27 protein-coding genes and 1 pseudogene are annotated in these 22,274 nt (G+C 68.4%); 15 read left to right on the top strand and 13 right to left on the bottom strand.

What is annotated here, in order from left to right; translation table 11 throughout:
* Positions 1-12: 12 nt before the first annotated feature.
* The 4 genes from H7I41_RS12910 to H7I41_RS12895 form a co-directional block, all read right to left on the bottom strand.
* Positions 13-1,446 carry a wax ester/triacylglycerol synthase domain-containing protein gene (locus H7I41_RS12910; protein WP_264012986.1) on the bottom strand — a complete coding sequence of 478 codons (1,434 nt, stop codon included), beginning with the start codon at positions 1,444-1,446 and terminating at the stop codon, positions 13-15.
* Between the two features lie 31 nt (positions 1,447-1,477).
* A complete protein-coding gene (locus H7I41_RS12905) occupies positions 1,478-1,927 on the bottom strand; it encodes a DUF5994 family protein (RefSeq protein WP_264012985.1) in 450 nt (149 codons plus the stop codon).
* Between the two features lie 294 nt (positions 1,928-2,221).
* A complete protein-coding gene (locus H7I41_RS12900) occupies positions 2,222-2,419 on the bottom strand; it encodes a hypothetical protein (RefSeq protein ID WP_264012984.1) in 198 nt (65 codons plus the stop codon).
* 93 nt (positions 2,420-2,512) lie between these two features.
* A complete protein-coding gene (locus H7I41_RS12895) occupies positions 2,513-2,671 on the bottom strand; it encodes a DUF6307 family protein (RefSeq protein WP_264012983.1) in 159 nt (52 codons plus the stop codon).
* 113 nt (positions 2,672-2,784) lie between these two features.
* Here H7I41_RS12895 and ppk2 point away from each other — a divergent pair, with 113 nt between their 5' ends.
* A complete protein-coding gene (ppk2, locus tag H7I41_RS12890) occupies positions 2,785-3,669 on the top strand; it encodes a polyphosphate kinase 2 (protein WP_264012982.1) in 885 nt (294 codons plus the stop codon).
* Here the strand turns inward: ppk2 and H7I41_RS12885 are convergent.
* The gene (locus H7I41_RS12885) at positions 3,666-4,169 is read right to left on the bottom strand and encodes a DUF5994 family protein (RefSeq protein ID WP_264012981.1); all 504 of its coding nucleotides are present in this window, start codon (positions 4,167-4,169) and stop codon (positions 3,666-3,668) included. The genes ppk2 and H7I41_RS12885 overlap by 4 nt on opposite strands.
* A gap of 431 nt (positions 4,170-4,600) precedes the next feature.
* Here H7I41_RS12885 and H7I41_RS12880 point away from each other — a divergent pair, with 431 nt between their 5' ends.
* Positions 4,601-5,476 carry an LLM class F420-dependent oxidoreductase gene (locus H7I41_RS12880; protein ID WP_264012980.1) on the top strand — a complete coding sequence of 292 codons (876 nt, stop codon included), beginning with the start codon at positions 4,601-4,603 and terminating at the stop codon, positions 5,474-5,476.
* Between the two features lie 38 nt (positions 5,477-5,514).
* Here H7I41_RS12880 and H7I41_RS12875 read toward each other — a convergent pair whose 3' ends face one another.
* Positions 5,515-6,393: a formylglycine-generating enzyme family protein gene (locus H7I41_RS12875; protein ID WP_264012979.1), complete on the bottom strand. Its 879-nt coding sequence runs from the start codon at positions 6,391-6,393 to the stop codon at positions 5,515-5,517.
* 76 nt (positions 6,394-6,469) lie between these two features.
* Positions 6,470-7,132: a protein kinase domain-containing protein gene (locus H7I41_RS12870; protein WP_264012978.1), complete on the bottom strand. Its 663-nt coding sequence runs from the start codon at positions 7,130-7,132 to the stop codon at positions 6,470-6,472.
* A gap of 78 nt (positions 7,133-7,210) precedes the next feature.
* On the opposite strand from H7I41_RS12870, the gene H7I41_RS12865 reads away from it, so the two are divergent.
* Complete coding sequence (locus H7I41_RS12865) at positions 7,211-7,993, top strand: aminoglycoside phosphotransferase family protein (RefSeq protein ID WP_264012977.1); 783 nt, start codon at positions 7,211-7,213, stop codon at positions 7,991-7,993.
* Here H7I41_RS12865 and H7I41_RS12860 read toward each other — a convergent pair.
* Positions 7,990-8,919 (bottom strand): NAD(P)/FAD-dependent oxidoreductase, encoded by a 930-nt coding sequence (locus H7I41_RS12860; RefSeq protein WP_264012976.1) that lies wholly within the window; start codon positions 8,917-8,919, stop codon positions 7,990-7,992. The two genes, H7I41_RS12865 and H7I41_RS12860, sit on opposite strands and share 4 nt — an antisense overlap.
* Before the next feature lie 111 nt (positions 8,920-9,030).
* A complete protein-coding gene (locus tag H7I41_RS12855) occupies positions 9,031-9,234 on the bottom strand; it encodes a cold-shock protein (RefSeq protein WP_264012975.1) in 204 nt (67 codons plus the stop codon).
* Positions 9,235-9,549: 315 nt separating this feature from the next.
* Between H7I41_RS12855 and H7I41_RS12850 the strand changes: the two genes are divergently transcribed.
* On the top strand, positions 9,550-10,059 hold the full coding sequence (locus H7I41_RS12850; RefSeq protein ID WP_264012974.1) for a DUF5994 family protein: 510 nt from the start codon (positions 9,550-9,552) through the stop codon (positions 10,057-10,059).
* A 19-nt stretch (positions 10,060-10,078) separates the two neighbouring features.
* Here H7I41_RS12850 and H7I41_RS12845 read toward each other — a convergent pair whose 3' ends face one another.
* Positions 10,079-10,276: a hypothetical protein gene (locus tag H7I41_RS12845; protein ID WP_264012973.1), complete on the bottom strand. Its 198-nt coding sequence runs from the start codon at positions 10,274-10,276 to the stop codon at positions 10,079-10,081.
* Positions 10,277-10,524: 248 nt separating this feature from the next.
* On the opposite strand from H7I41_RS12845, the gene H7I41_RS12840 reads away from it, so the two are divergent.
* The 7 genes from H7I41_RS12840 to H7I41_RS12810 all read left to right on the top strand — a co-directional run bounded on the left by H7I41_RS12840 (position 10,525) and on the right by H7I41_RS12810 (position 14,905).
* On the top strand, positions 10,525-11,682 hold the full coding sequence (locus H7I41_RS12840) for a N(5)-(carboxyethyl)ornithine synthase (protein WP_264012971.1): 1,158 nt from the start codon (positions 10,525-10,527) through the stop codon (positions 11,680-11,682).
* A gap of 48 nt (positions 11,683-11,730) precedes the next feature.
* A complete protein-coding gene (locus tag H7I41_RS12835; RefSeq protein WP_264012970.1) occupies positions 11,731-12,204 on the top strand; it encodes a hypothetical protein in 474 nt (157 codons plus the stop codon).
* Position 12,205: 1 nt separating this feature from the next.
* Positions 12,206-12,592 carry a DUF2237 family protein gene (locus tag H7I41_RS12830; RefSeq protein WP_264012969.1) on the top strand — a complete coding sequence of 129 codons (387 nt, stop codon included), beginning with the start codon at positions 12,206-12,208 and terminating at the stop codon, positions 12,590-12,592.
* Between the two features lie 34 nt (positions 12,593-12,626).
* Positions 12,627-12,992: a nuclear transport factor 2 family protein gene (locus tag H7I41_RS12825; RefSeq protein WP_264012968.1), complete on the top strand. Its 366-nt coding sequence runs from the start codon at positions 12,627-12,629 to the stop codon at positions 12,990-12,992.
* A 44-nt stretch (positions 12,993-13,036) separates the two neighbouring features.
* Positions 13,037-13,444 carry a DUF2628 domain-containing protein gene (locus H7I41_RS12820; protein WP_264012967.1) on the top strand — a complete coding sequence of 136 codons (408 nt, stop codon included), beginning with the start codon at positions 13,037-13,039 and terminating at the stop codon, positions 13,442-13,444.
* The gene (locus H7I41_RS12815; RefSeq protein ID WP_264012966.1) at positions 13,441-14,676 is read left to right on the top strand and encodes an oxygenase MpaB family protein; all 1,236 of its coding nucleotides are present in this window, start codon (positions 13,441-13,443) and stop codon (positions 14,674-14,676) included. The genes H7I41_RS12820 and H7I41_RS12815 overlap by 4 nt, the downstream gene beginning before the upstream one ends.
* Positions 14,677-14,767: 91 nt before the next feature.
* Complete coding sequence (locus H7I41_RS12810) at positions 14,768-14,905, top strand: hypothetical protein (RefSeq protein WP_264012965.1); 138 nt, start codon at positions 14,768-14,770, stop codon at positions 14,903-14,905.
* Positions 14,906-14,928: 23 nt separating this feature from the next.
* Here H7I41_RS12810 and stpK7 read toward each other — a convergent pair whose 3' ends face one another.
* Complete coding sequence (gene stpK7 / locus H7I41_RS12805; RefSeq protein WP_264012964.1) at positions 14,929-16,743, bottom strand: serine/threonine protein kinase StpK7; 1,815 nt, start codon at positions 16,741-16,743, stop codon at positions 14,929-14,931.
* Between the two features lie 342 nt (positions 16,744-17,085).
* On the opposite strand from stpK7, the gene H7I41_RS12800 reads away from it, so the two are divergent.
* Positions 17,086-18,018: a cyclopropane mycolic acid synthase family methyltransferase gene (locus H7I41_RS12800; RefSeq protein ID WP_264012963.1), complete on the top strand. Its 933-nt coding sequence runs from the start codon at positions 17,086-17,088 to the stop codon at positions 18,016-18,018.
* An 89-nt stretch (positions 18,019-18,107) separates the two neighbouring features.
* Positions 18,108-18,959 (top strand): cyclopropane mycolic acid synthase family methyltransferase, encoded by an 852-nt coding sequence (locus tag H7I41_RS12795; protein ID WP_264013039.1) that lies wholly within the window; start codon positions 18,108-18,110, stop codon positions 18,957-18,959.
* Here the strand turns inward: H7I41_RS12795 and H7I41_RS12790 are convergent.
* The gene (locus H7I41_RS12790) at positions 18,952-19,887 is read right to left on the bottom strand and encodes an NAD-dependent epimerase/dehydratase family protein (protein ID WP_264012962.1); all 936 of its coding nucleotides are present in this window, start codon (positions 19,885-19,887) and stop codon (positions 18,952-18,954) included. The genes H7I41_RS12795 and H7I41_RS12790 overlap by 8 nt on opposite strands.
* Positions 19,888-19,925: 38 nt before the next feature.
* Positions 19,926-21,176, bottom strand: a complete 1,251-nt coding sequence (locus tag H7I41_RS12785) for a KasA/KasB family beta-ketoacyl-ACP synthase (RefSeq protein WP_264012960.1) — start codon at positions 21,174-21,176, stop codon at positions 19,926-19,928.
* Between the two features lie 191 nt (positions 21,177-21,367).
* Between H7I41_RS12785 and H7I41_RS12780 the strand changes: the two genes are divergently transcribed.
* Both H7I41_RS12780 and H7I41_RS12775 read left to right on the top strand, forming a co-directional pair.
* Positions 21,368-21,964 (top strand): M15 family metallopeptidase, encoded by a 597-nt coding sequence (locus H7I41_RS12780; RefSeq protein WP_264012958.1) that lies wholly within the window; start codon positions 21,368-21,370, stop codon positions 21,962-21,964.
* Between the two features lie 68 nt (positions 21,965-22,032).
* Positions 22,033-22,274 (top strand): annotated as a pseudogene (locus H7I41_RS12775) (hypothetical protein); the annotation flags it as partial.

The following is a 22,274-nucleotide window of genomic DNA, read 5'->3' as shown; positions in this document are numbered from 1 at the left end:
ACGAATGTAGCGTCAGCCCCGCCTGCTGCCGTGTGACGCCAGCTGGGTGACCACGGACCGGCCCCGCCCCCGCGGCGACCGTCCGGCCGCCGCCACCAAGACGTCGACCGCCTCCGCGACGCCGCGTGCGATCTCGTCGACGTCGGCGACGTTGTCCGGGCAGGCGCTCACGCACACATCCATCGAGTCGGCGTGCGTCGTCACGGTGATGTTCAGTCCGCAACTCTGCACCAGCGGTTCGGCGGTGTACATCCCAACCACCTCGGCGCCCGCACAGAAGAGCGTCTCGATGCCACCGCCGAGGAACGAGATGCTGCCGTGGCAGGTCGCTGCACCCCGCTGAGCCAGACCGAGCTCGCTGTAGACCCGCATGCCCGCGTGCGCAGCCCACGGCCACAGCATCGCGACCACTTTCGCGAAATCATCAGCCTCACCCACGGTTCCGTCGGAGCCGTCGGCCAGGTTCGCCCTCTCGGTCGCGGTGTGCATGTTGGTGAGCACCTGGACCGGGTCGTCGAGCTGAACCGGCACGCGTACCTGCCCCTCCGCGACCGTGATCACGAGCGGTTCCTCGGGCACGACGCCGTGGCGCTGCAGCCAAGTTCGCAGCGACAGGGTGCACGCAGCCAGCAGGACATTCGCGGCACTTCCGCCGAACGCGGCGCTGACCAGTTCCACATCGGCCCGCAGCGCCGTCGCGAACGCGATCGTCCGCCGCTGGGTCAGCGGCGCGTTGAAGACCGTCGTCGGAATTGGGCCGCGCATCGACGCCACGGCAGGGCCGAGCAGCACGTTCACGTGTGCCTCCTGCAACCGCTCACGTGCTGAATTCAACGTGGCGGCAACCGCATCGGCCGCCATCCACGCACCGGTGATCTGGTTCTCCACCATCTCGCTGAGCATGTCGGCGACGAGCGCACCGGTCGTCGGCGCGGAGCCCAGCCCGAGCTCCACGGAGAAGTTCTCGGCCTTCGGCGTGCCGGTCAGCACGGTGTCCCAGAAGGCCGTCACGCCGAGGCCGCCCTCCGCGAGCACCGGCGACATGCAAACCGCCACCGCCCATCGGCCACCTGCCAGGCCGTCGATCGTCCACGCCTCCCACAGCGGCCGCCGCGAATGCTGCGTCCCGCCGCTGAGCGCCGTGGTCAGCTCGGCGAGTTCACCGACGCCGCCGGGCGCGGGCACAGTCGCACGGTGAATGTGCCGCGCGGCGTCGTAGTGCTCGATCTCCGCCCAGACAGGCTGCCCCATCCCGAACGGCTTGCCCACGAGTCGACTCCGGAACCGCGCGAGCCGCGGGACCGCGCTCGCAAGCTGTCGGCACAACACGTCGTGACTGAGCCCGTCCGCACCTGCGAGAATCACCAACGACAGCGTGTGCGCCGGTGTGGTTGGGGTCTGGGTGTGCAACGCCATCGCGTCGGCCGGACCGAGTCGAGTGGTCATCGACGGCCCGCGACCGCGGTGTGGCGCCGGCTCAAAATGCCTTGCCGTCCGTGGCGAGCAGGTGCTCGGTACTCGACGCGTCACCCGCCCCCGATGCGGCCATCACGATGGCGTGCGCGCGGTCCGGTTCGGTCTTGGCGGGCACCACCAGCAGGATGACCTCGTGGCCGCGGCCGTCGGAGACTCCGATGGTGTTCGACGGCTGGCGGCCGTAGCCGTCCATGCGCACCACCCCGCCGGCAGTGATCACCTTGGCAGGGACTGGCGCCCACTCTGCAAGGCCGTATGTCACTCGTGCGATCGGATGCACGTGGCCGGAAAGGCCCGCGAGCAACTCGGGAAGCTCGTTGATCAGGTCTCCGCTGTGCGGCCACCAGGCGCCGTCCACATATCCGGTGGCGAGCGCCGCGTCCTTCATCCGCAGCCTGGGCTGTTCGGATTCCTCGCCGGACGCCGCGCGAATCTCTTCTTGTACTGCCATGGGAATGATCCCGTCTAGGCCACTATGGCCAGTCGTGTGAACCGGCGGCGACACAATCTCAGATGGTCGCGCGCGACATACCACCGGTGTGCTCGATACTACGCCTGATCGCCCTCACCACGGACGCCATGGGGGATCCAAAAACCCTGTGTTCGATTGAATTTCGCGCCTCCACAGAGGTGGACCGGCGAGTCACCCCACCGGCCCACTTCACGCGCACCCCTCGCACCGATGACGCGCAACGCGTCGCGGCCATGAACCGCGACACCTCCGTCGACGCGACGGCGGACCGGCCTAGAAGGGCCAGAAGCGGCGCACTTTGCGACTCCGCTGGTCACCTTCGACACCGGTCCACTCACCCGCGGCGTATCTGAATGGCTCTGCGCCGCCGCGCGACACGTCCAGCGCACCGTCGGCGCGCTCCTCATAGGCGTCGCCGAACCGCATGTACTTGTCGGTTGCGCCATCGGGCAATATCACTGTGACGGTCATGATCTGAACCTCCGGGTATACCGCCAATCGCGCAGACAGCGCAGATGGCGAGCGAAAACTTTGTCTTACAACGGATTGCGGCTCAGACGAGCGTCAGCGAACGCGCTCGGGAATCGAACTCAGCGCGTGCAACACGTGCACGGCGAGTTCACCGGCGGCATCGTCTTTGAGCTTCGAGTGAGCGGTGATGGTGTCCTTCACCAACTCGACACGCACGTCGTAGGGACTGCGGAATGTTGTCGGCGACGCCATGAGATTGTCCTTTTCAGTCAGGCATGTTCGCTCGCAACCGAGCTGCCCGATATCCGCAACGGTACGCCCTGAACATAAGAGGTGGGCGCGACAATCTGCTAAGAGTGGATGTCATGAGCGAGACGAAAATAGATCTCGAGGCCCTGTCGACGCCCGGGCACGGCTACACCGTCAACGACGATGACGACGACGATCCCGTACTACTCGATCGCGACGGGAACCCCATCGAGACGTGGCGCGAGCGCTACCCCTACGACGAGCGCATGCCCCGCCGCGATTACGAGCTGTGCAAGCGCAATCTGCAGATCGAGCTGCTCAAGCTGCAGAAGTGGAGCAAGCGCACCGGCGCGCGGCACGTCATCGTCTTCGAGGGCCGCGACGCCGCGGGCAAGGGCGGCACCATCCAACGCTTCATGGAGCACCTCAACCCGCGCGGCGCTCGCACCGTCGCACTGGAGAAGCCCACCGAGGAGGAGAAGACGCAGTGGTACTTCCAGCGCTACGTCCGGCACTTCCCCACCGCCGGTGAGATGGTGCTGTTCGACCGGTCCTGGTACAACCGGGCCGGCGTCGAGAAGGTGATGGGGTTCGCGACCCCCGCGCAACAGGGCGAATTCATGCGGCAAGCACCATTGTTCGAGCAGATGATCGCCAACGAGGGCATCCACCTGACCAAGTTCTGGTTCTCGGTGTCACCGCTCGAGCAGCGCACCCGGTTCGCGATCCGGCTCGTGGACCCGTTGCGGCACTGGAAGTTCTCCGACATGGACCTGGAGTCAGTGAAGCGGTGGGACAACTACACCCGCGCCAAAGAGCAGATGTTCGTCGCGACCGACACCGATTACGCGCCGTGGATCGTCGTCAAGACCAACGACAAGAAGCGCGGCCGCCTCAACGCGATGCGGTTCCTGCTGTCGAAGTTCGACTACGACGACAAAGACGCCGACGTCGTCGGCGAGCCGGACCCGCTGATCGTGGGCCGGGCCCTGGAGGACTAGACCGCGCTCTTGGCTTTGCGCACAAGCTTTTTCGCCGCCGCCTTCTCGTCGCGCATGAGCGCCGTCCACTTCGCGCTCTCGACCTCCGCGGTCTGCATCACCAGTTCGGCGGTCTCGGCCTGCTTGCCGCCCCGGTCCTCGTCGCGGACCGGCTTGGCCGCCGCGCAGCGCATCACGATGGAACCCAGCGTCGGTGACGTCATGTGCGGGATCACCAGGAGTTTCAGGCAGCCGTCGCGGCCGTCGACGACCATCAGGCGGGGTCGCCTGAACTTCGCCGACTCCACCGAGCGGGTGCCGTTGACGATGGTGTCGAGGTCGAGCGGCCCTTCGGAGACCGACCAGTTGATGGCGATGTCGAGGATCTCACCGAGTGGCTTGTGCAGGCACTCGATCAGTCCCGGCAGTTCGTGGGCGACCGACCCGGTGTGCGGCCACCATGCCCCGTCGATGTGGCCGCCGGACCGGCTGGCCAGGGCAAGCCTGACGGGCCGCGCCAATCGCCGCGACCCGCTCAGGCCGTTCACGAGGATTGCGAATCGGGCGTCGGCGAGTCGCCGTCGGAGAATGCGGGCGACTTCACCGGTTCCGGCGTGAGGGTGTGCGTGACTTCGTGCCGGTCAGGGTGCGAAAACAGATTGGAGGAATCCATGTATCAATCCTTCGAAAGCGGACGTTGCGTCCGTACGTCGGGCCGAAGCGAGCGAGATTCGAATCGCAGGCTGATCGTCTCTATTAGTGCCACGCTTGCCGGGACGGCAGCGCAGGGACGAGAACGGCCTGCTCTCCACGTTACAGCCGACCCGCGAACGGCGCGCGGGCGCGGGTGCACCCGCCGTGTCCGCTGGCAGTAATTCCTCGTCCAGCGGGATCGCGCCAACACCCTGATCGCCGGGAATGCGGGTCGCGGACGGGCGACTTGGACAGGTGCATGGAACTCGGATTTCACGTGCCAGTCTTCGACATCGAGGGCGGGACGATCGCGATCGCCGACGAGCTGGCCCGCGTCGGTGAGGCCGCGGAAGCGTCCGGCGCCACCTGGCTGTCGTTCATGGACCACTTCTTCCAGATCGAGCCCACGGGTCTGCCCGCGGAGTCGAACATGCTCGAGGGCTACACCACGCTGGGCTTCCTCGCCGCGCACACCTCGAGGATCGACCTCGGGCTGCTCGTCACCGGCGTGACCTACCGGCACCCCGGCCTGCTGGCCAAGATCGTCACGACGGTCGACGTGCTGTCCGGTGGCCGCGCCTGGCTCGGCATCGGCGCCGCGTGGTTCGAGCGTGAACACCACGGCCTCGGCGTGCCCTACCCGGCGCTGGCCGAGCGGTTCGAGCGCCTCGAGGAAGCGCTGCAGATCTGCGCGCAGATGTGGGATCCGCAGAACAATGGCTCCTACGAGGGCAAGCACTACCAGCTGGCCGAGACGCTGTGTTCGCCGCAGCCGATCAACCGGCCCAGGGTGCTGATCGGCGGGAGCGGGGAGCGCAAGACCCTGCGGCTCGTGGCGAAGTACGGCGACGCCTGCAACCTGTTCGCCACCTCGCCCGACGACGTCGCCCACAAGATCGACGTGTTGCGCCGGCACTGCGACGACGTAGGCCGCGACTTCGGCGACATCCGCGTGACGATCCTGCCGAACAATCCGCGACCCGAGCCCGAAACACGCGACGAATTCGTCCGCAGCATGGCCGAATACGCGAAGCTCGGCGTTCACGCGGCAATCGTCACGCCGACCACCGGGACTCCAGCGGCGTGGATCGACGGGATGGCGCCCGCGGTGCCGCGGCTCGCCGAACTCGGCTGAACCACAACAACCCTCAGGCGCGCGACCAAGTCGCCCCCTCAAGCGATGCAGCGGAAACCGATGTGGGTGGTGGCGCTGTCCTGGGATTGCGACGACCGCGCGGCGGGCCGGTAGCGGTGGCAGTACTCGGGCGCGCACAGGTGTGACCCGCCTTTGAGCGCCTGGTTGATGGTCGGGTCCCCGGACGGGTCTGGCGGCGGGCAGCAGCCCTCGGAGGGCTGGTCGGTGCGGTGCTGCCGGGTGTACGGCGTGGTGGTCCACTCCCAGACGTTGCCGATCATGTCGACCAGGCCGAAGCCGTTGGGCGGGAAGGTGCCGACCGGCGAGGTGCCCGCCCAGCCGAGGGCTCCGCTGTTGCGGTACGGGAACCTGCCCTGCCAGGTGTTGGCCATCAGCCGGCCCTCGGGCTGGACGTCGTCGCCCCAGGCGTAGGCGGTCGTCGCGCCGGCCCGGGCCGCGTACTCCCACTGCGCCTCGGTGGGCAGCCGGCGCCCGGCCCACGCCGCGTACGCCGCGGCGTCGGGGTAGGCGACCTGCACCACCGGGTGGTCGAGGCGGTCCTCGATGGATGAATCGGCCCCGAACGGGTGACGCCAGCAGGCGCCGGGCTCCCATGTCCACCACTGCCGCCAGTCGCGCAGATCGACCGGCCCGCTCGTGGATCGGAACACCAGCGCGCCGGGGACGAGGTCGGCCGGTGGGACGCCGGGGAAGTCGGCCGGATCCAGCGGTCGTTCGGCGACGGTGACGTAGCCGGTGTCGGCGACGAAAGCGGCGAACTGGGCGTTGGTGACGGGGTGGCGCTCGATCGCGAACGGCGCCACCGACACCCTGTGAACCGGGGCCTCTTCCGGATAGAAGTCGACGGACCCCATGCGGAACGAGCCACCCGGCAGGTCGACGAGTTCGGTCACCACCCTGCCAGGCTAGGTCGTGTCCCAGTCCACGCGGAAGGACAGCGAGCACCCCTCACGCCCGCTGCCACTTCCACGACTAATCCCCGGCCGGTGGCACCTCGTCCGCCGCGTGTTCGAGCGCGCGCACGAATTCCGTGCACGTAGCGAATCGCTGCTCGGGGTCCTTCGACAGCGCTCGGGCCAGCGCCGCGTCCAACGCAGCCAACTCCGGTCGGCTGTCGGCGAGCCGCGGCGGCTTCGCGTTGAGGTGCAGGCCGATGACGACCGCCGGCTGCTCGTGCCGGAACGGCGGCGCGCCGGTCAGCAGGTGATAGGCCGTCACCGCGAGCGCGTACTGGTCGGTCCTGCCGTCGACGGCTCGGCTCGTCAGCTGCTCGGGCGCCGCGTATGTCACCGCGCCGAGTCGCGCCTGGGCTTCGCTGTCATCCCCGGCGGACGGCGGAGCGTCGAAGTCGCTCAGCAGGATGCGAAGTCCATCGTCGTCGGAGTTGGTCAGCAGGATGTTGGCAGGCCTGACGTCGCAGTGGAAGAGCTCACGCGCGTGGGCGGTGTCGAGCGCGTCGGCGACCGAGCGGAGGATCGCGAGCGCTTCCGAAGCCGGCATCCCGTCCGGATGCCTCTCCTGCAGCAGCCGGCCGCAATCGGTGCCGTCGCCGACGTCCATCGACACGGATCGCTCGGCGAATTCGCGGTCCCCCGACAGGTAGCCCGCAATCTTCGTACCGTCCCCTAGCGGCATGCGGAAACTGTACCCGTCACGCCGACACAGCTAACATCTGACAGTCGATATCACTTCCGCCGATGCCATCCTGTTGACGTGACCGACCTCGACGACCTCGTCGACGAATGGAACCTCCGCCCCGACGGCGATGCCATTCGCACGCCCGACACCACCGTCCTTCCCGTCCGCACGTCCGGCGCCCCCGCCCTCCTCAAGATCGGCGGCTCCGCGCACGCCCACTTGGTTCTGCGCCGCTGGAACGGCGACGGCGCCGCCCGTCTGCTCCGCGCCGACCCGCACCGTCGCGCCGTCCTGCTCGAACGGTTACACCCGCAGTCCCTCGACGGCCTCGACGACACCGCGGCCTGCGAGGCCGTCGCCCACCTCTACCGTCGCCTCCACGTAGCCGCGATGCCTCAATTGAGTTCGCTCACAGACCTTCTCGGCGACTGGGCCGGCGAGTTCGCCACCCTCCCCCGCAGCGCGCCGATTCCGCACCGGCTGGTCGAGCAGGCCACCACGCTGTGCCGCGACCTCTCCACCCAGCCCGCCGATCACGTTCTGCACGGCAATCTGCACTACGGCAACGTCCTCGCCGCCGACCGGGACCCCTGGCTCGCCATCTCACCCGACCCGGTCAACGGCGATCCGGCCTACGAGATCGCGCCGATGCTCTGGCACCGCTGGGACGAGCTGACCGGTAACCCCCGCTTCGGCGTGCAGCGCCGCTTCTACGCCCTGATCGACACCGCCGGAATCGACGAGGACCGCGCCCGCGCCTGGGTGATTGTCCGCGTCGTCCGCGAGGCCGCCCGGTCGCTGCACAACAACACCGCGCTGACCCGGCTGGTCACGCTGGCCAAGGCCGTCCAGGATTAGACGGGCGGGTACGGCAGGCCGAACTCGTCGGCCAGCAGGCTCTGCACGATGATCATCGCCGCCTGCGCCCCGGAGGCGATGGCGCCGGCCAGATGCGGCTGTTCGGTGCAGGCGTCGCCGGCCGCGAACACCCCGCCGGTGCTCGTCCGGTAGATCTCGTCGATGTTGAGCGGCTCCGTGCCCAGCGGCCCCGGTGTGCACGCGGCACCGAGTTGCTCGGCCAGCGGCGTCCGCTGCCGCACCGGCGCCTCCACCAGCAGGCCGTCGCGCGCCAGCGTCGAACCGTCGGCGAACGCGATCTCCTTCAGGCAGCCGTCGGCTCCGATCAGCTCGACCACCCGCCGGTCGTCGAGGGTCACCCCGGCGTCGCGCAGCACGCGTTCGTCGTCGGGCTTGAGCTCTGAGCGTCCGTCGGTCAGCAGCACCACGTCGTCGGTCCAGCCCCGCAGCATCAGCGCCGTGTGCATGCCCTGCTCACCTGCGGCGAGCGCGGCCAGCTTCTTGTCCCGCATCTCCCAGCCGTGGCAGAACGGGCACTGGAACACCGACGTCCCCCACAGCTCGGCCACCCCGGGCAGCTGCGGCGGGCAGTACGACATGCCGGTGGCCAGCAGCACCCGCTTGGCCTGGATCTTCGCGCCGCCGTCGCACTCCAGCTCGAAGCCACTGTCGACCCGACGGCCGCTGCGGACCACGCCGCGGCGGTACTCGACGCTCGGGTACTTGGACAGCTCCCGGCGTCCGGTGGCGTACAGCTCGTCCGGCGGCCGTTGGTCGAATCCCAGCAGGCCACCGATGCCCGGGGAGGCGCGATTGCTCTGGTCCTGACCGTCCACGACGATCGTCCGTCTGCGGGCCCGGCCCAGCACCAGGGCGGCGCTCAAACCGGCCGCACCACCGCCGACGACAGCGCACTCCCAGCTCATGGGCTCATTGATTCCCACATCCGGGCGGTTTGAACATTCCGGGACTACCCCAGAAAAAGAGAAGTGGGCTGGTAGGTCTCCCTACCAGCCCACGACGTACTTGAAGCTCGGTTAGACCGCCGTCACTCCGACAGCCTGAGGTCCCTTGGCGCCCTGTTCGATCTCGAACTGGACACGCTGGTTCTCTTCGAGCGACCGGAATCCGCTTCCGCTGATCTCCGAGTAGTGGACGAACACGTCAGCCGCGCCACCGTCCGGGGCGATGAAACCGAAGCCCTTGTCGCCGTTGAACCATTTCACAGTTCCCTGTGCCATACGCTTTTCACATTCTCTCATTGACTGGATGCAGAACACACCCAACACAAGGGTAGCACGCTCACCGCCCGGCGTTGTCATCGTCTTTATCCTGCGGATCAAGGAAATTCGTGCGCACCCGGCGATTCCGCCCGCGTGCCGGTTACGCGCGACTACTCCGCCGTGTACCGTTGAATGTGAACGGTTTGTGACGCCGTCCGAACCGATTCGCATCTCGACGCCCGTAACTCTCGCGCGCCGGATCGATCTGGAAGCGAGGACACCGGCCATGGTGTACGCACACAAATACATTGTCCGCCAACTGAACTCGTCGTTGTGAGCGCGACTGACCGGCGTGGGTCGAACAACCCCATCCGGCTCACCCTCGCCTCGGAGCTCGGCAATTATCTCGACGGCGCGTGGTGGCCCTACACCGCGTCGATCGCCCGCGAACTGCCCGACCTCATCGAGGCGCTGACCACCCGACTGGGCGACATCGTCGACCTCGACGTCAACTGGTCGTCGCTGCAGGGCGCACCGGACCTGAATCCGATGCCCTTCGGCGGGAAGGTCCCGCTGCCCGGTGCGCGGATCCGCCAGCAGCGGGTCATCACCATCACCGGCAAGCAGGGACGGGCGAACCTGCTGGTCGTGCCGTCGCGGACCACCCGGGCGCTGGCCGTGATGGTGCTGCGGCACGCCGCCTCGCTGCCGATCGAGTACGGCCACGCCGACACCTCGGCATGCCGGACCGCCGAAGAAGTGGTTCGCAACGCCCGCGCCGAATGCGCGCAGCGGGCCTTGGCCGGACGCACCAAGACGTCGGCCGTCGACACCAAGGACTGACTCAGTCACCAAGGACTGATCAGGAGCGCCAGAACCGGCGCACCTTCCTCGTCCGCTCGTCGCCCTCCACGTCGGACCAGTCCCCGGCGGCATACGACATCGGCTTCGCCCCCGTGCGGCAGATGTCCAGCGTGCCGTCGTGATGCTTGACGTACGCGTCGCCGAAACGCATGTACTTGTCGGTAGCGCCGTCTGGCAGCGTCACTTTCACGGTCATGGGGTGAACCTCCGGATCAGCCGGCGGCGTACGGGCCGTCCGGGCAGGAATGGATCGATCACACACGTGCACAACGCAACAGCAGGCACACGCGGAGTCTCAGAATCGTGTCGTCGGCGAATCAGGTCGCACGACACACGGTGGGCGAAGTCATCGGACTTCTCTCGTAGCCGGGCGGATTCGCTCGAGATCGAGCTGCCCGATACCACGACGGTACGCCTGTTTCCGCTGCGGGGTAGGGTAACGGCATGGGCCAACAACAACTTTCACTCGGCGTACTGGCCCATTCCCGCAAACCCGACGAGCGCCGGTTACCCCTTCACCCGGCGCACCTGAGCCGGATCGAACCCGAACTGCGAGCCCGCATCGTGCTCGAGCGCGGCTACGGCGAGGACTTCGGCGCCACCGAAGCGGAACTCGCCGAGCTGGTTGGCGGCGTCAAGAGCCGCGAGGAGATCGTCGCTGAATGCGACATCATCCTGCTGCCCAAGGTGCAGGCCGAGGATCTCGCGGAGTTCGGCGACGGTGCCATCGTCCTCGGCTGGCCGCACTGCGTCCAGGACACCGCGCTGACCCAGATCGCCATCGACCGCACGCAGACGCTGATCGCCTTCGAGGCGATGAACCACTGGCAGGCCGACGGCGGCTTCGGGTTGCACGTCTTCCACAAGAACAACGAACTGGCCGGCTACTGCTCGGTGCTGCACGCCATGGCGCTCGCCGGTGTCACCGGCACCTACGGCAGGCGGCTGCAGGCCACCGTCATCGGCTTCGGCGCCACCGCCCGCGGCGCGGTGACCGCGCTCAACGCCCACGGCATTGACGGCGTGCGCGTTCTCACCACCCGCGACGTCGCCGCGGTCGCCTCGCCCATCCCCGGCACCCAGATCGTCCAGATGGGTCAACACGAGGACGATCCCGACCACATATGGGCCGACACCCCCGAGAACGGCGAGATCCCGGTCGCCCGGTTCCTCGCCGACAACGACATCGTCGTCAACTGCGTGCTGCAGAACCCCGAGAAGCCGCAGATCTTCGTCACCGAGGACGACCTGCCGTCGTTCGCTCCGGGCACCCTCCTGATCGACGTCTCCTGCGACACCGGTATGGGGTTCTCCTGGGCGCAACCCACATCCTTCGCCGATCCAATCCTCGAGATCGGCGACCGGCTGCTCTACTACGCCGTCGACCACAGCCCGTCCTACCTGTGGAACTCGGCGACCTGGGAGATCAGCGAGGCCCTGCTGCCACACCTGGAGACGGTGCTCGCCGGACCCGACGCCTGGGCCGAGAACGCGACGATCCGCCGCGCCATCGAGATCCGCGACGGCGTCGTGCAGAACCCCGCGATCCTGGCGTTCCAGGACCGCGAGAAGGAGTACCCGCACCCGGTGCGGTCGAGCTGAGTCGTCCGAACAATCGCCCCCGGCGCGGATCGGTCGTACCGTGATTCCATGCCCGAAGCGATCGACGTCGCCCACCCGCCGCAAGCCGTCCTCAACGTCGTCAACCGCGGGCTCCGGCTGGCGCTGCGCTCCCCGCTCGGGGCCGCGCTCAAAGAGTTCATGCTCGTCGGGTTCACCGGCCGCAAGACCGGCAGGCGCTTCTCCGTCCCGGTCAGCGCCCACCACATCGACGGCGACCTCTACGTGATCCTCGAGGCCGGCTGGAAGCACAACTTCCGCGACGGCAGGCCCGCCGACGTCTCCTATGCCGGTAAGACGACGGCCATGCAGGGCCAGCTGATCACCGACACCGCCGCCGTCGCCGACCTGGTGCACCGCGCCGCGCAGTCCTACGGCGCGAAGAAGGCACAGCGCACCATGGGCTTGAAGTTCCCCGGCGACGCGGTCCCGACGCTGCAGGAGTTCACCGAAGCCGCACAACGCCTCGGCATCGCCGTCATCCGGCTGACGCCGGCCCTCTGACGTGACCGATCGCAACGTGCTCGGCGGCCCGCTGCAGGAATGCAGCACCGACCCGATGACCGGTTTCTTCCGGGACGGCTGCTGCAGCACCGGACCCGAAGACGTCGGCGTGCACACCATCTGCGCGGTGATGAGCCGCGAGTTCCTCGACCATCAGATGTCCATCGGCAACGACCTGTCGACGCCGAGGCCGGAATTCCGGTTCCCCGGCCTCAGCCCGGGCGACCGCTGGTGCGTCACCGCACGCAACTGGATGCTGGCCCACCAGGACGGCTGCGCCGCACCCGTGGTGCTGGCCGCGACGCACGAGTCGACGCTCGCGCTGGTGGCGCTGGACATCCTGCAGCAGCACGCCGTCGACGTCCCCGACCACATCGGCGACCTCTGAGCCTCACCCCGCCCGACCCCGAAGGAGATACCCCATGCCCTCATCCGTCGACGAGCTGATGGTCGCCAACCTGATCGAGGTCTTCAACGAACGCGACGCGACGACCCGGCAGGCGGCGATCGAGCGCACCTACGCCGCCGACGTCCGCTGGACCGACGAGGACGGCGTCAGCACCGGCCGTGACGCGCTCGAAGCGAAATGCGTTGCACTGCAGAGCAACCTCGGTGACCTCCAGTTCGTCGCCGCAGGCCCGGTGCACGCGCTCCCCGGCTTCGGCCACCTCGCGTGGCAACTGGTCACCGCCGACGGGAACGTCGCAATGGCCGGCTTCGACGCCGCACTGATCAAAGACGGCGTCATCACCGACCTCTACACGGTGCTCATCCCCCCGCAGCAGTAAGAGCTGCGCAGGACACCCGAGACGCGGCCATAGACTTGCCAGCCATGGCCACCCCGCCCGACTTCGCCGACCTGCCGCGCGCCTGGCAGCCACGCTTCGAGTTCTTCCACGCCTACGGGCCGACGTCCACACCGCAGGGACGCGAGGCGTACCGCGCGTTGCCGTTCGGCGCCAAGATGCGCATCGGCACCAACGTCCTGGCGTTCCTCTTCGGGCCGATCTACTTCTTCGTCAAGGGCGTGTGGCGCAAGGGGCTGACGCTGCTGGGCATCGGGGTGGCGTTGGGGGTGCTCGCCTACGGCGTCGAGCTGCCGGAGCTGGTGGACCGGGCCATCAACTTCGTCGTGCCCGCCATCGCGATGACCACCGCGAATTACGCCTACTACCTTCAGGTGACGCGGAACAGCGAGTCGTGGAACCCGTTCGAAGGTCAGGGCCGCCGCACAACATGACAGGCCCGAGCGCGTTCCGCTACCCGCCTGCCGACGGCGGCCGGCTCCGGCTGCGGAACCGCGTGCGGCGACTCACCGGGTTCGACCTCCTGCCACCGGATGCGACGGCCGACAGGTTCATCGCCGGACTGGACGAAGGCGACCCCGTCGCCGAACGCTTCGTCGCCGAGACCTACCACGGCGAACTCGGCGCCAGGAAGGCCCGCGACCTCGTCGAGCGAGCCCAGCGCGTCGGCATCGACCAGGTGCCCGAGGCGCCCGCATCGATGCGCGCACTGTTCGACGAATTCGAGCAGCTCCCCGACTGGGTCGACCCAGGCCTCGTCGAGGAGGGCGCCGCGGTGTGGCGCCGCTGGGCGTACGCACTCGGCGCGCTCGGCAACGCCGGCACCAACGACACCTACACCGAGGGCTGGCTCGCGGTGCCGTTGTCGCTGTCGGGCGGCTACGCCGGTGACCGCGCCCTGCACCGCTACCTCGAGACGTCGCGGTGGTGGATCGAGGTGTGCCGGCCCGGCGCCATCCTGACTCCGGGATCGTTGGGCCGCAACATCTCCCTGCACGTGCGCATCATGCACGTCAGCGTGCGGGACAGGGTCCGCAAGCATCCCGAGTGGGACGCCGAACGCTGGGGCCTGCCGATCAGCCAGTCGGCGATGCTGCTGACCCTGCTGGGCGGCAGCGTCGCGCCCGCGTTCGGGCTGTTCCTGCTCGGCCACCTCACCAGGCCCGGCGAGATGCGGGCCGTGCTGCACTTCAACCGGTACTGCGGACACCTGGTGGGGGTGCGCTGTGACGGCTACTTCCCCGAGACCGTCGCCGACGCCTGGCGGATACTGTTCATGGCCGACGCCGCCCGTAGTTACGACAGTGCCGACAACGGAACCGAACTCGTCGAGTCGTTCGTCCCGGCATTCGCCCCCAAGCCGACTCACACAGGCCTGCAGCGGATTCGGGCGCACTACCACTACCGCGTGCAGGCCGGATACCTCGGGCTGTACATGCTGCCGTGGAACCGGTTGCGCTACCGGCTGCCGTCAGTGCTGCCCGGAATCGCGTTGCTGCTGTTGCGTTTCCCGTTGATCGTCGTCCTCGAGGTCGCGCGCCGCGTCTCACCCACGCTCGATCGGCGGTGGCAGCGCTGGAATCTGCGGCGGTGGGAGCGCTGGCTGGTCTGGCAGTCGTCGGGCAAGGCCGCCGCGTTCGAGGCGGCGGCGCCGCTGCGGCGGTGAGCCGACCCGTGTCCGCGGCCCCATCGGCCCGTTCCTAGGGGTACGGTCGAACCATCGGGACCACTCAGGCCCCCCAATCAAAGGGCCGACCATGTCTGACAAGTCACCCCGACAGTCGATGACCAAGAAGTCCGGAAAGTCGCTGAAGGAGAAACGCGCGGCCAAGCACGACAAGGCGGCACGCTCAGCCTCGTCGGCCGAAGCGCTGTTCGACAACAAGAAGCGCTGACGCAGGACGTCTCCGCCCGGGGGTCAGCCGCTCGCGCCGTTGACCACCGGCTGGGTGATCATCCCCCGCTCGACACCCCAGATCGTCGCGATGGCGCGGTATTCGCCGGTGCCGATCAGGTGCTCGAGCGCCAATCGCAGTGACTCCCCGAGTTTCGAGTTCTTCGCGACCGGCCAGCCGTAGGGCGCCGAGTCGAACACGTCACCGGCCGCCTCGAGGTCACCCCGGCTGAGCTTGATCGCGAAGCCCGTCACCGGCGAGTCAGCCGACATCGCGTCGACCTCGCCCTTCACCAGTGCCGCCGTCACCTCGTCCTGGCTGGTGTAGACGACCTTCTCGATGGCAGGGAGCCCCGCCGCGACACACTCGTCGCTCTTTCGCGGGATCTCCTTGGTCTCCTGCAGCGTCCCGAACGCCACCGCGACCCGCAGCCCGCACGCCGAAGTCGGATCGAGGAACGACTGCGGCCGCTGCGCCCACAGCGTGCCCGCCTGCAAGTACGTCACGAAGTCGACCATCTGCTCGCGGTCGGTGGTGTCGGTGAGCGCCGACATGCCGACGTTGAAGCTGCCGCCGTGCACCGACGGGATGATGCTCTCGAACGCGGTGTCCCGGTAGTCCGGCACCAGGCCGAGCACCCGGGCGACCGCGTTCATCAGGTCGACGTCGAAGCCGACGATCTGCCCGTCGGCGTTCTTGAACTCCATCGGCGCGTACGGGGTGTTCACGCCGATCACCAGCCGGCCCGTCGACCTGATGTCGTCGGGCACCGTCGCCGCGATCTCCGGCACGGCGCCCAGCTGCGGTCCGGGCGGCACCGTCGGCTCGGCGACGCTGGCCGGCCGCGCCTCGTTCGACGACCCACGCCACTGCCACACCCCGAAGGTGCCTGCGGCCGCCACCAGCACCAGCGCGCTCGCCACCGCCAGCACCCGTTTGGACACGCTGCGCCGTGGCACGACCGGTCGCCGCGCCGCCGCTGGCCTCCGCGCAGCATGCCGGCCCGACCGCGTGGTGCGCACCGGCACGCTCAGCGCCGTGCGCGCCGCCGCAGCCAGCTCACCGGCGGTCTGGAACCGCTTGGCCGGCTTCTTCGCCATCCCCTTGGCGATCACGTCGTCGAACGCCGCCAGCCGCGGATCGATGGCCGAGGGCTTCGGCACCGGCGACACCATGTGCCCGGCGATCTGCTGCTCCAGGCTGTCGGCGGGATAGGGCCGCGAACCCGTCAGGCACTCGTAGAGCACGCACGCCAGGGCGTACACGTCTACGCGCGAGTCGATCTTGCCGCCCTCGAACCGCTCGGGCGCCATGTACGCCAGCGTGCCCAGCGTGCTGCCCGCCGTCGTCATCCCCGACTCGCCCGCCGACCGCGCCAGGCCGAAGTCGATCAGGTACACGAAGTCGCGATCGGTGATGAGGATGTTCGACGGCTTCACGTCACGGTGAATCAGGTCCGACGAGTGCGCGGCGTCGAGTGCACAGGCCACCTGCTCGACGATCGTCACCGCGAACGCCGGGTCCAGCGGCTTGTCGCTCTCGCCCAGCATCGTGCCGAGGTTGCGGCCGTCGATCAGCCGCATGTCGAGGTACAACCGGCCGTCGATCTCGCCGAATCCGTGGATCGGCACGACGTGCGGATCGTTCACGCCCGCGGCGGCCTGCGACTCGCGGCGGAAGCGCTGCTGGAAGGTGACATCCTCGGCCAGATGCGGCGGCAGCACCTTGACCGCGACGACGCGGTCGGTCCTGGTGTCGAAGGCCTGGTAGACCTCGCCCATCCCGCCCCGGCCGATCAGCTTCTGCAGCTGGTAGTGCCCGAATGGTCTTGCTTCCACCGGTCAACTCCCCAGCGTCCAATCGGTGTGTCGACCGAACCTACCGCACGTTTGCCAGTGTGTTGAGCCGGAGCGTCAATATCGCGGGAAACCGCCCGCGCACACCGCGTGCTGGGCGACCGCCATGACACGCCCGGCGGCCTTGCCGGACTGCGGTCACGCCGCGGCGCGAATTGCCTTCCGAGGCCCAATTGTTCCGTGCGTCAACCCAGTCGGATGCACTGCTGCGCTGGTGACAGGCGTAACCACCCGCCCTGGGCTGGCGTATCGTCGCACCCAAGTGTGGAAGCAGAAGACATCGCGACCATGAGTACCAATCACCAGTACCGAGAGGACGCACCCGTGGCAGACACCACCAGCGCAAAGCCCAAGGCCGAATCGAAGTGGCTCTCCAAGTCCGCGTCGCAGACCCGCGGCTCGGACAAGAAGGAAGTGCAGTTCCACTACGACATCTCGAACGAGTTCTTCAAGCTCTGGCAGGACCCCAACCAGGTCTACAGCTGCGCCTACTTCGAGAAGGACGACTACACCCTCGAGCAGGCCCAGATGGCCAAGATCGACCTCTCGCTGGGCAAGCTGGGCCTGCAGCCCGGCATGACGCTGCTCGACATCGGCTGCGGCTGGGGTGCGACGATCATGCGCGCCGTCGAGAAGTACGACGTGAACGTCATCGGCCTGACGCTGTCGGAGAACCAGAAGCAGCACATCGAGAACCACTGGTTCGCGAACTCCACCAGCAAGCGCAACATGGAGGTCCGCCTGCAGCCGTGGGAGGACTTCAGCGGGTCGGTGGACCGGATCGTCTCGATCGGCGCGTTCGAGCACTTCGGCTTCAACAAGTACGACGACTACTTCAAGAAGACCTACGACTGGCTGCCCGAGGACGGCGTGCAGATGCTGCACACGATCATCATCCCGGAGGATGAGGAGATCAAGGCCAAGGGCCTGCCGCTGACGATGTCCCGCGTGCGGTTCATCAAATTCATCATGGACTACATCTATCCCGGTGGCCGTCTGCCGCTGGCGTCGATGGTCAAGGAGCACGCGGTCAAGGCCGGCTACACGGTCACCCGCGAGCAGCACCTGCAGCCGCACTACGTGAAGACCCTCGACACCTGGGCGCGCAACCTCGAGTCCAAGAAGGACGAGGCCATCGCGATCACCAACGAAGAGATCTACGAGCGGTTCCTCAAGTACCTCGACGGCTGTGCCGACCTGTTCCGCGAGGGCTACACCGACGTCGCTCAGTTCACCCTGGAGAAGGCGCCCGCTTAGCAGATCTAGACAAGTTGGGCTATACACAGGTCATGATCTCGGGAATGGAGGACGGCGGAGTGACGAACAGCGGGTCGGGGGGCTCGAACATGAAGGTCGCGTACGAGGACGTCCAGGCGCACTACGACATCTCGAACGAATTCTTCGGGCTGTGGCAGGACCCCACACGGACGTACAGTTCGGCCTACTTCGAGCGTGCGGACATGACGCTCGAGGAAGCACAGCTGGCCAAGATCGACCTCGCGCTGGGCAAGCTCGGCCTCGAGCCGGGCATGACGCTGCTCGACGTGGGCAGCGGCTGGGGCGCCATGATGAAGCGCGCCGTCGAGAAGCACGACGTCAACGTCATCGGCCTGACGCTGAGCCACAATCAGCGCGCGCTCAGCCAGCAGATCCTCGACGAGATCGACACCGACCGGTCGCGGCAGGTACTGCTGCGCGGCTGGGAGGAGTTCGACGCGCCCGTCGACCGCATCGTCAGCATCGAGGCGTTCGAGGCCTTCCCGAAGGAGCGCTACAAAGCCTTCTTCGACCTGTGCTACCGCAGCATGCCCGCCGACGGCCGGATGGTGCTGCAGACGATCATGGGACACCCGCTCAAGCGGTGGCCGGAGATGGGCATCCCGATCACCATGAGCGATCTGCGGTTCATGAAGTTCATCGCCAGGGAGATCTTCCCCGGCGGGTCGGTGCCGTGCGACGAGGACGTCGTCGAATACTCGGGCGCCGCAGGCTTTTCCGTGGAGAAGCGCGACGACCTGACACCCGACTATGTGCGCACCCTCGACACCTGGGCCAAAGCGCTTGAGGCCAACCGTGACGAGGCGATCGCGGTGACCTCCGAGGAGGTCTACGACCGCTACATGAAGTACCTGCTCGGGTGCTCGGACTTCTTCAACCGCAACGTCAGCTACGTCGGACAGTTCACGCTCGTCAAGTAGTCGGTCCGGGTGGCGAGGCCTCTAGTCCGCGCCGGAGTTCGTCGAGGGCCTGCCCCAGCGTGACGCGCTGGGTCCACCCCCATCGGCGGGCCCGGTCGGCGACGATCTGCCCGGTCCACGCGGGTCCGTCCTGCCACGCCGGCTCGACGCCAAGCGCCTCGGTGACGGTGCCGAAGTAGTCGCGTTGGGTGGCGGGCCCGCCGGCGGCATTGACCGCCGTGCATCCGCCGTCGGTCGGCCCGCGTTCGGGATCGCCGGCGGCCGCGATGCGGCCGGTGGCGAGGTCGGCGAGCAGATCTGCCAGGTCGTCGACGTGCACCCACGCGAACGACTTGTCCGGGACCGTGCGGCGCGCGGACTCGTTCTTCGCAATGTCGTTCGGGCGCAGGGTGTTCCAGATGGAGCTCTCGCCGGGCCCGAGGATGGCCGGTGGTCGCACCAGCACGCGGGTGATGCCGTCGACCTCGGCGAGCGCGGCGTCGGTGTCGCGCTTGGTGACCGGATAGTCGCCTGCGTCGTCGCCGACCAGTGCCGCCGACTCGTCGACGTCGCCGACGCCCGGGGACCGGTCGTAGACCGCTGCGGTCGACATGTGCACGAGACGGCCGACGCCCGCGTCACGGGCCGCCCGGGCGATCACCGGCGTCGCCTCGACGCCCACCCGGTGCTGGTTTTCGCGGGAGGTGCCCATCGGGTGCACGGTGGTGATGACGGCGCTCGCGCCGGTGACCACCTCGGCCGCGAAGTCGGGGTCGCCGAAGTCCCCGACCCGTTCCTCGACCGCGTCGATCGCGGGCGCCGCGCCTGCCCGGCGGACCACCGCGCGTACGGTCGCGCCGCGTTCGGCGAGCGCCGCGCAGGTGCGTGCGCCGACGAATCCGTTTGCGCCGGTGACGACGACGACGGGACTGCTCTGCTCATCGGTCATGTGATCACCATGTCATCGGGACTACCCGATTCGGCGGCTCAGATCGCGCCGAACACCAGTGCTGTGTTGAAGCCGCCGAAACCGAACGAGTTGCTCACCGCGTAGCGGTAGTCGCCCTCGCGCGGTGCGCCGGTGACGACGTCGAGACCGATCTCGTCGTCGATCTGCTCGTGGTTGCGGGTCGGCGGGATGACCCCGTCGCGCAGCGCCTGCACCGTGAGCACCGCCTCGACGGCGCCCGCCGCGCCCAGCGAATGGCCCAGCGCGGCCTTCGGCGCGTAGACCGCCGCGGCGTGGTCGCCGAGCGCGCGCCGGATGGCACACGCCTCCGCGAGGTCACCGTCGATCGTTCCGCAGGCGTGGGCGTTGACGTGGTCGATGTCCGACGGGACCAGCCCCGCGAGGTCGATGGCACGGGCCATCGCGTCACCGGCGACCTCGCCGGTCGGGTCGTGACGGATGGCGTCGAAGCTGTCCGCCGTCATCCCGACGCCCATCAGCCGGGCCAGCGGTGTGACTCCCCGGGCCCTGGCGTGCTCCTCGGTCTCGATGAGCAGCAGCGCGCCGCCCTCGGCGAGCACCGTGCCGTTGCGGTTCTTCGCGAACGGCCGGCACGCCCCGGCCGGGTCGTCGTTGTCGGTCGAGAGCATGCCCGCCGACGCGAACGCCGCGACGGGAACGGCTTCGATCCTCGTCTCCACTCCCCCGCAGATCGCGACGTCGGCCTCGCCGAGGATGATGTGCCGCCACGCCTGGGCGATGGCGCCGGCGCCCGACGCGTCGGCCATCAGCGGCGAGATGATCCCGGCCTTGGCCCTGTGGTCGAGTCCGACGGCCGCCGCCGGGGCATTGGGCATGAACATCTGCACCGCCAGCGGCGACACCGCCCGCATGCCCTTGACCCGCCACTCCTCGTACGCGTGCAGGATCTCCTCGGTCGAGCCCAGCGCCAACCCCACCGAGACCAGCAGGCGCCGCACATCCACCTCGGGCGATCCTGCGGTCTGCCACAGCCGGCGGCCCAGCACAGTCGACATCTTCTGCATGTAGGACAGCCGGCGCAGTTCGACGCGATTGAGGTGCTCGTCGAAGTCCTCGACGAGCTGGCCGCCGATGCGGACCGGCGAATCGAGCTCGCCGACGAACCAGCTGTCCAGGGCGCGGATGCCGCTACCGCTCTGCTGCAGCAGCTTCCAGGTCTCCTCCGCGTCGGCGGCGAGCGCCGTGGTGGAGGCGACGGCGGTGACGACGACGTCGGGCAGTCCCTCGCCGGTTCTCAACGGTGCCATGCCTGCTGATCCCCCCGCTCGAATGTCGAGTCGTTGCGTCATGGAGGCGGAGCTGCCGTCAATTTTATCGATGGACGCGTTCACTGCAACGCCTGACAGGAAGTGCGCGGGTAGCCTCGACGCCACCGATCAGGAGGGCAGGTCCGATCGCCGAACGCCACCGCACCCGTCTCACCGCGCCGGCCGCGGCGATGTCGCTGGCGGTCTCGCTGGTCTTCGCGACACCGGCCGCGGCGGCCACCGTGCACCCGGTCACCGCCGCCGAACTCGGCGCGACGTGGCGGCCGGGGTGTCCCGTCGGGCCCGAGGCTCTGCGGCGGGTCGAACTCAAGTTCGTCGGGTTGGACGACCGGATCCACAGCGGTGAGCTGGTGGTCCATCAGGACGTCGTCGCTGACGTCATCGCGGTGTTCGAACAACTCGAGCAGCTGCGCTACCCGATCGCACGGATGCAGACCGCCGCCCGCTACCCCGGCGCCGACGATCAGCTGTCGATGGCCGACAACAATTCCTCGGCGTTCAACTGCCGCGACATCCCCGGCACCGGGCGCTGGTCGCCGCATGCGTACGGCCGCGCTGTCGACATCAATCCGCTGTTCAACCCGTATGTCCGCCGCGACGGCGCGTTCGAACCGGCGAACGCCGGAGCCTATCGGGACCGGGGCCGCACCGACCCCGGCGTGCTGCACGACGGCGACCCGGCGGTGCGCGCGTTCACCGACCGCGGCTGGGCCGGGGGCGGGTACTGGCGACGCCATAAGGACTACCAGCACTTCGAACGGCCGTAGAAGTTCTACTCTGCGGGTTTGAATTGGGTCAGACGTGGTACAGCCGCGCCATGTTGACGCAGCTGAAAATGAGTCTCCCGGTGATCGTGGCAGGCGCCGCGATCGCCGTCGCCCCCGTCGCCTCCGCGACCTCGATGTTCCCGGCCGGCGGTCCGCCCGGGTGCTATGACCCGGCGGGTACGGGGTGCGCGGTGGCACCCGCACCGGCCGGAGTCGCGGGGCCGCAGGGTGCCGCGGGCACCATTCCGGGCGGACCGGCGGGCGCGGCGGGCGCGGGCACCATTCCGGGCGGACCGGCGGGCGCGGCGGG

This window comes from [Mycobacterium] manitobense (assembly GCF_025821665.1).
In the GTDB taxonomy this organism is placed as follows: Bacteria; Actinomycetota; Actinomycetes; order Mycobacteriales; family Mycobacteriaceae; genus Mycobacterium; species Mycobacterium arseniciresistens.
Note: the sequence above shows the minus strand (reverse complement) of the source record. Positions and strands in the feature narration are given on the sequence as shown.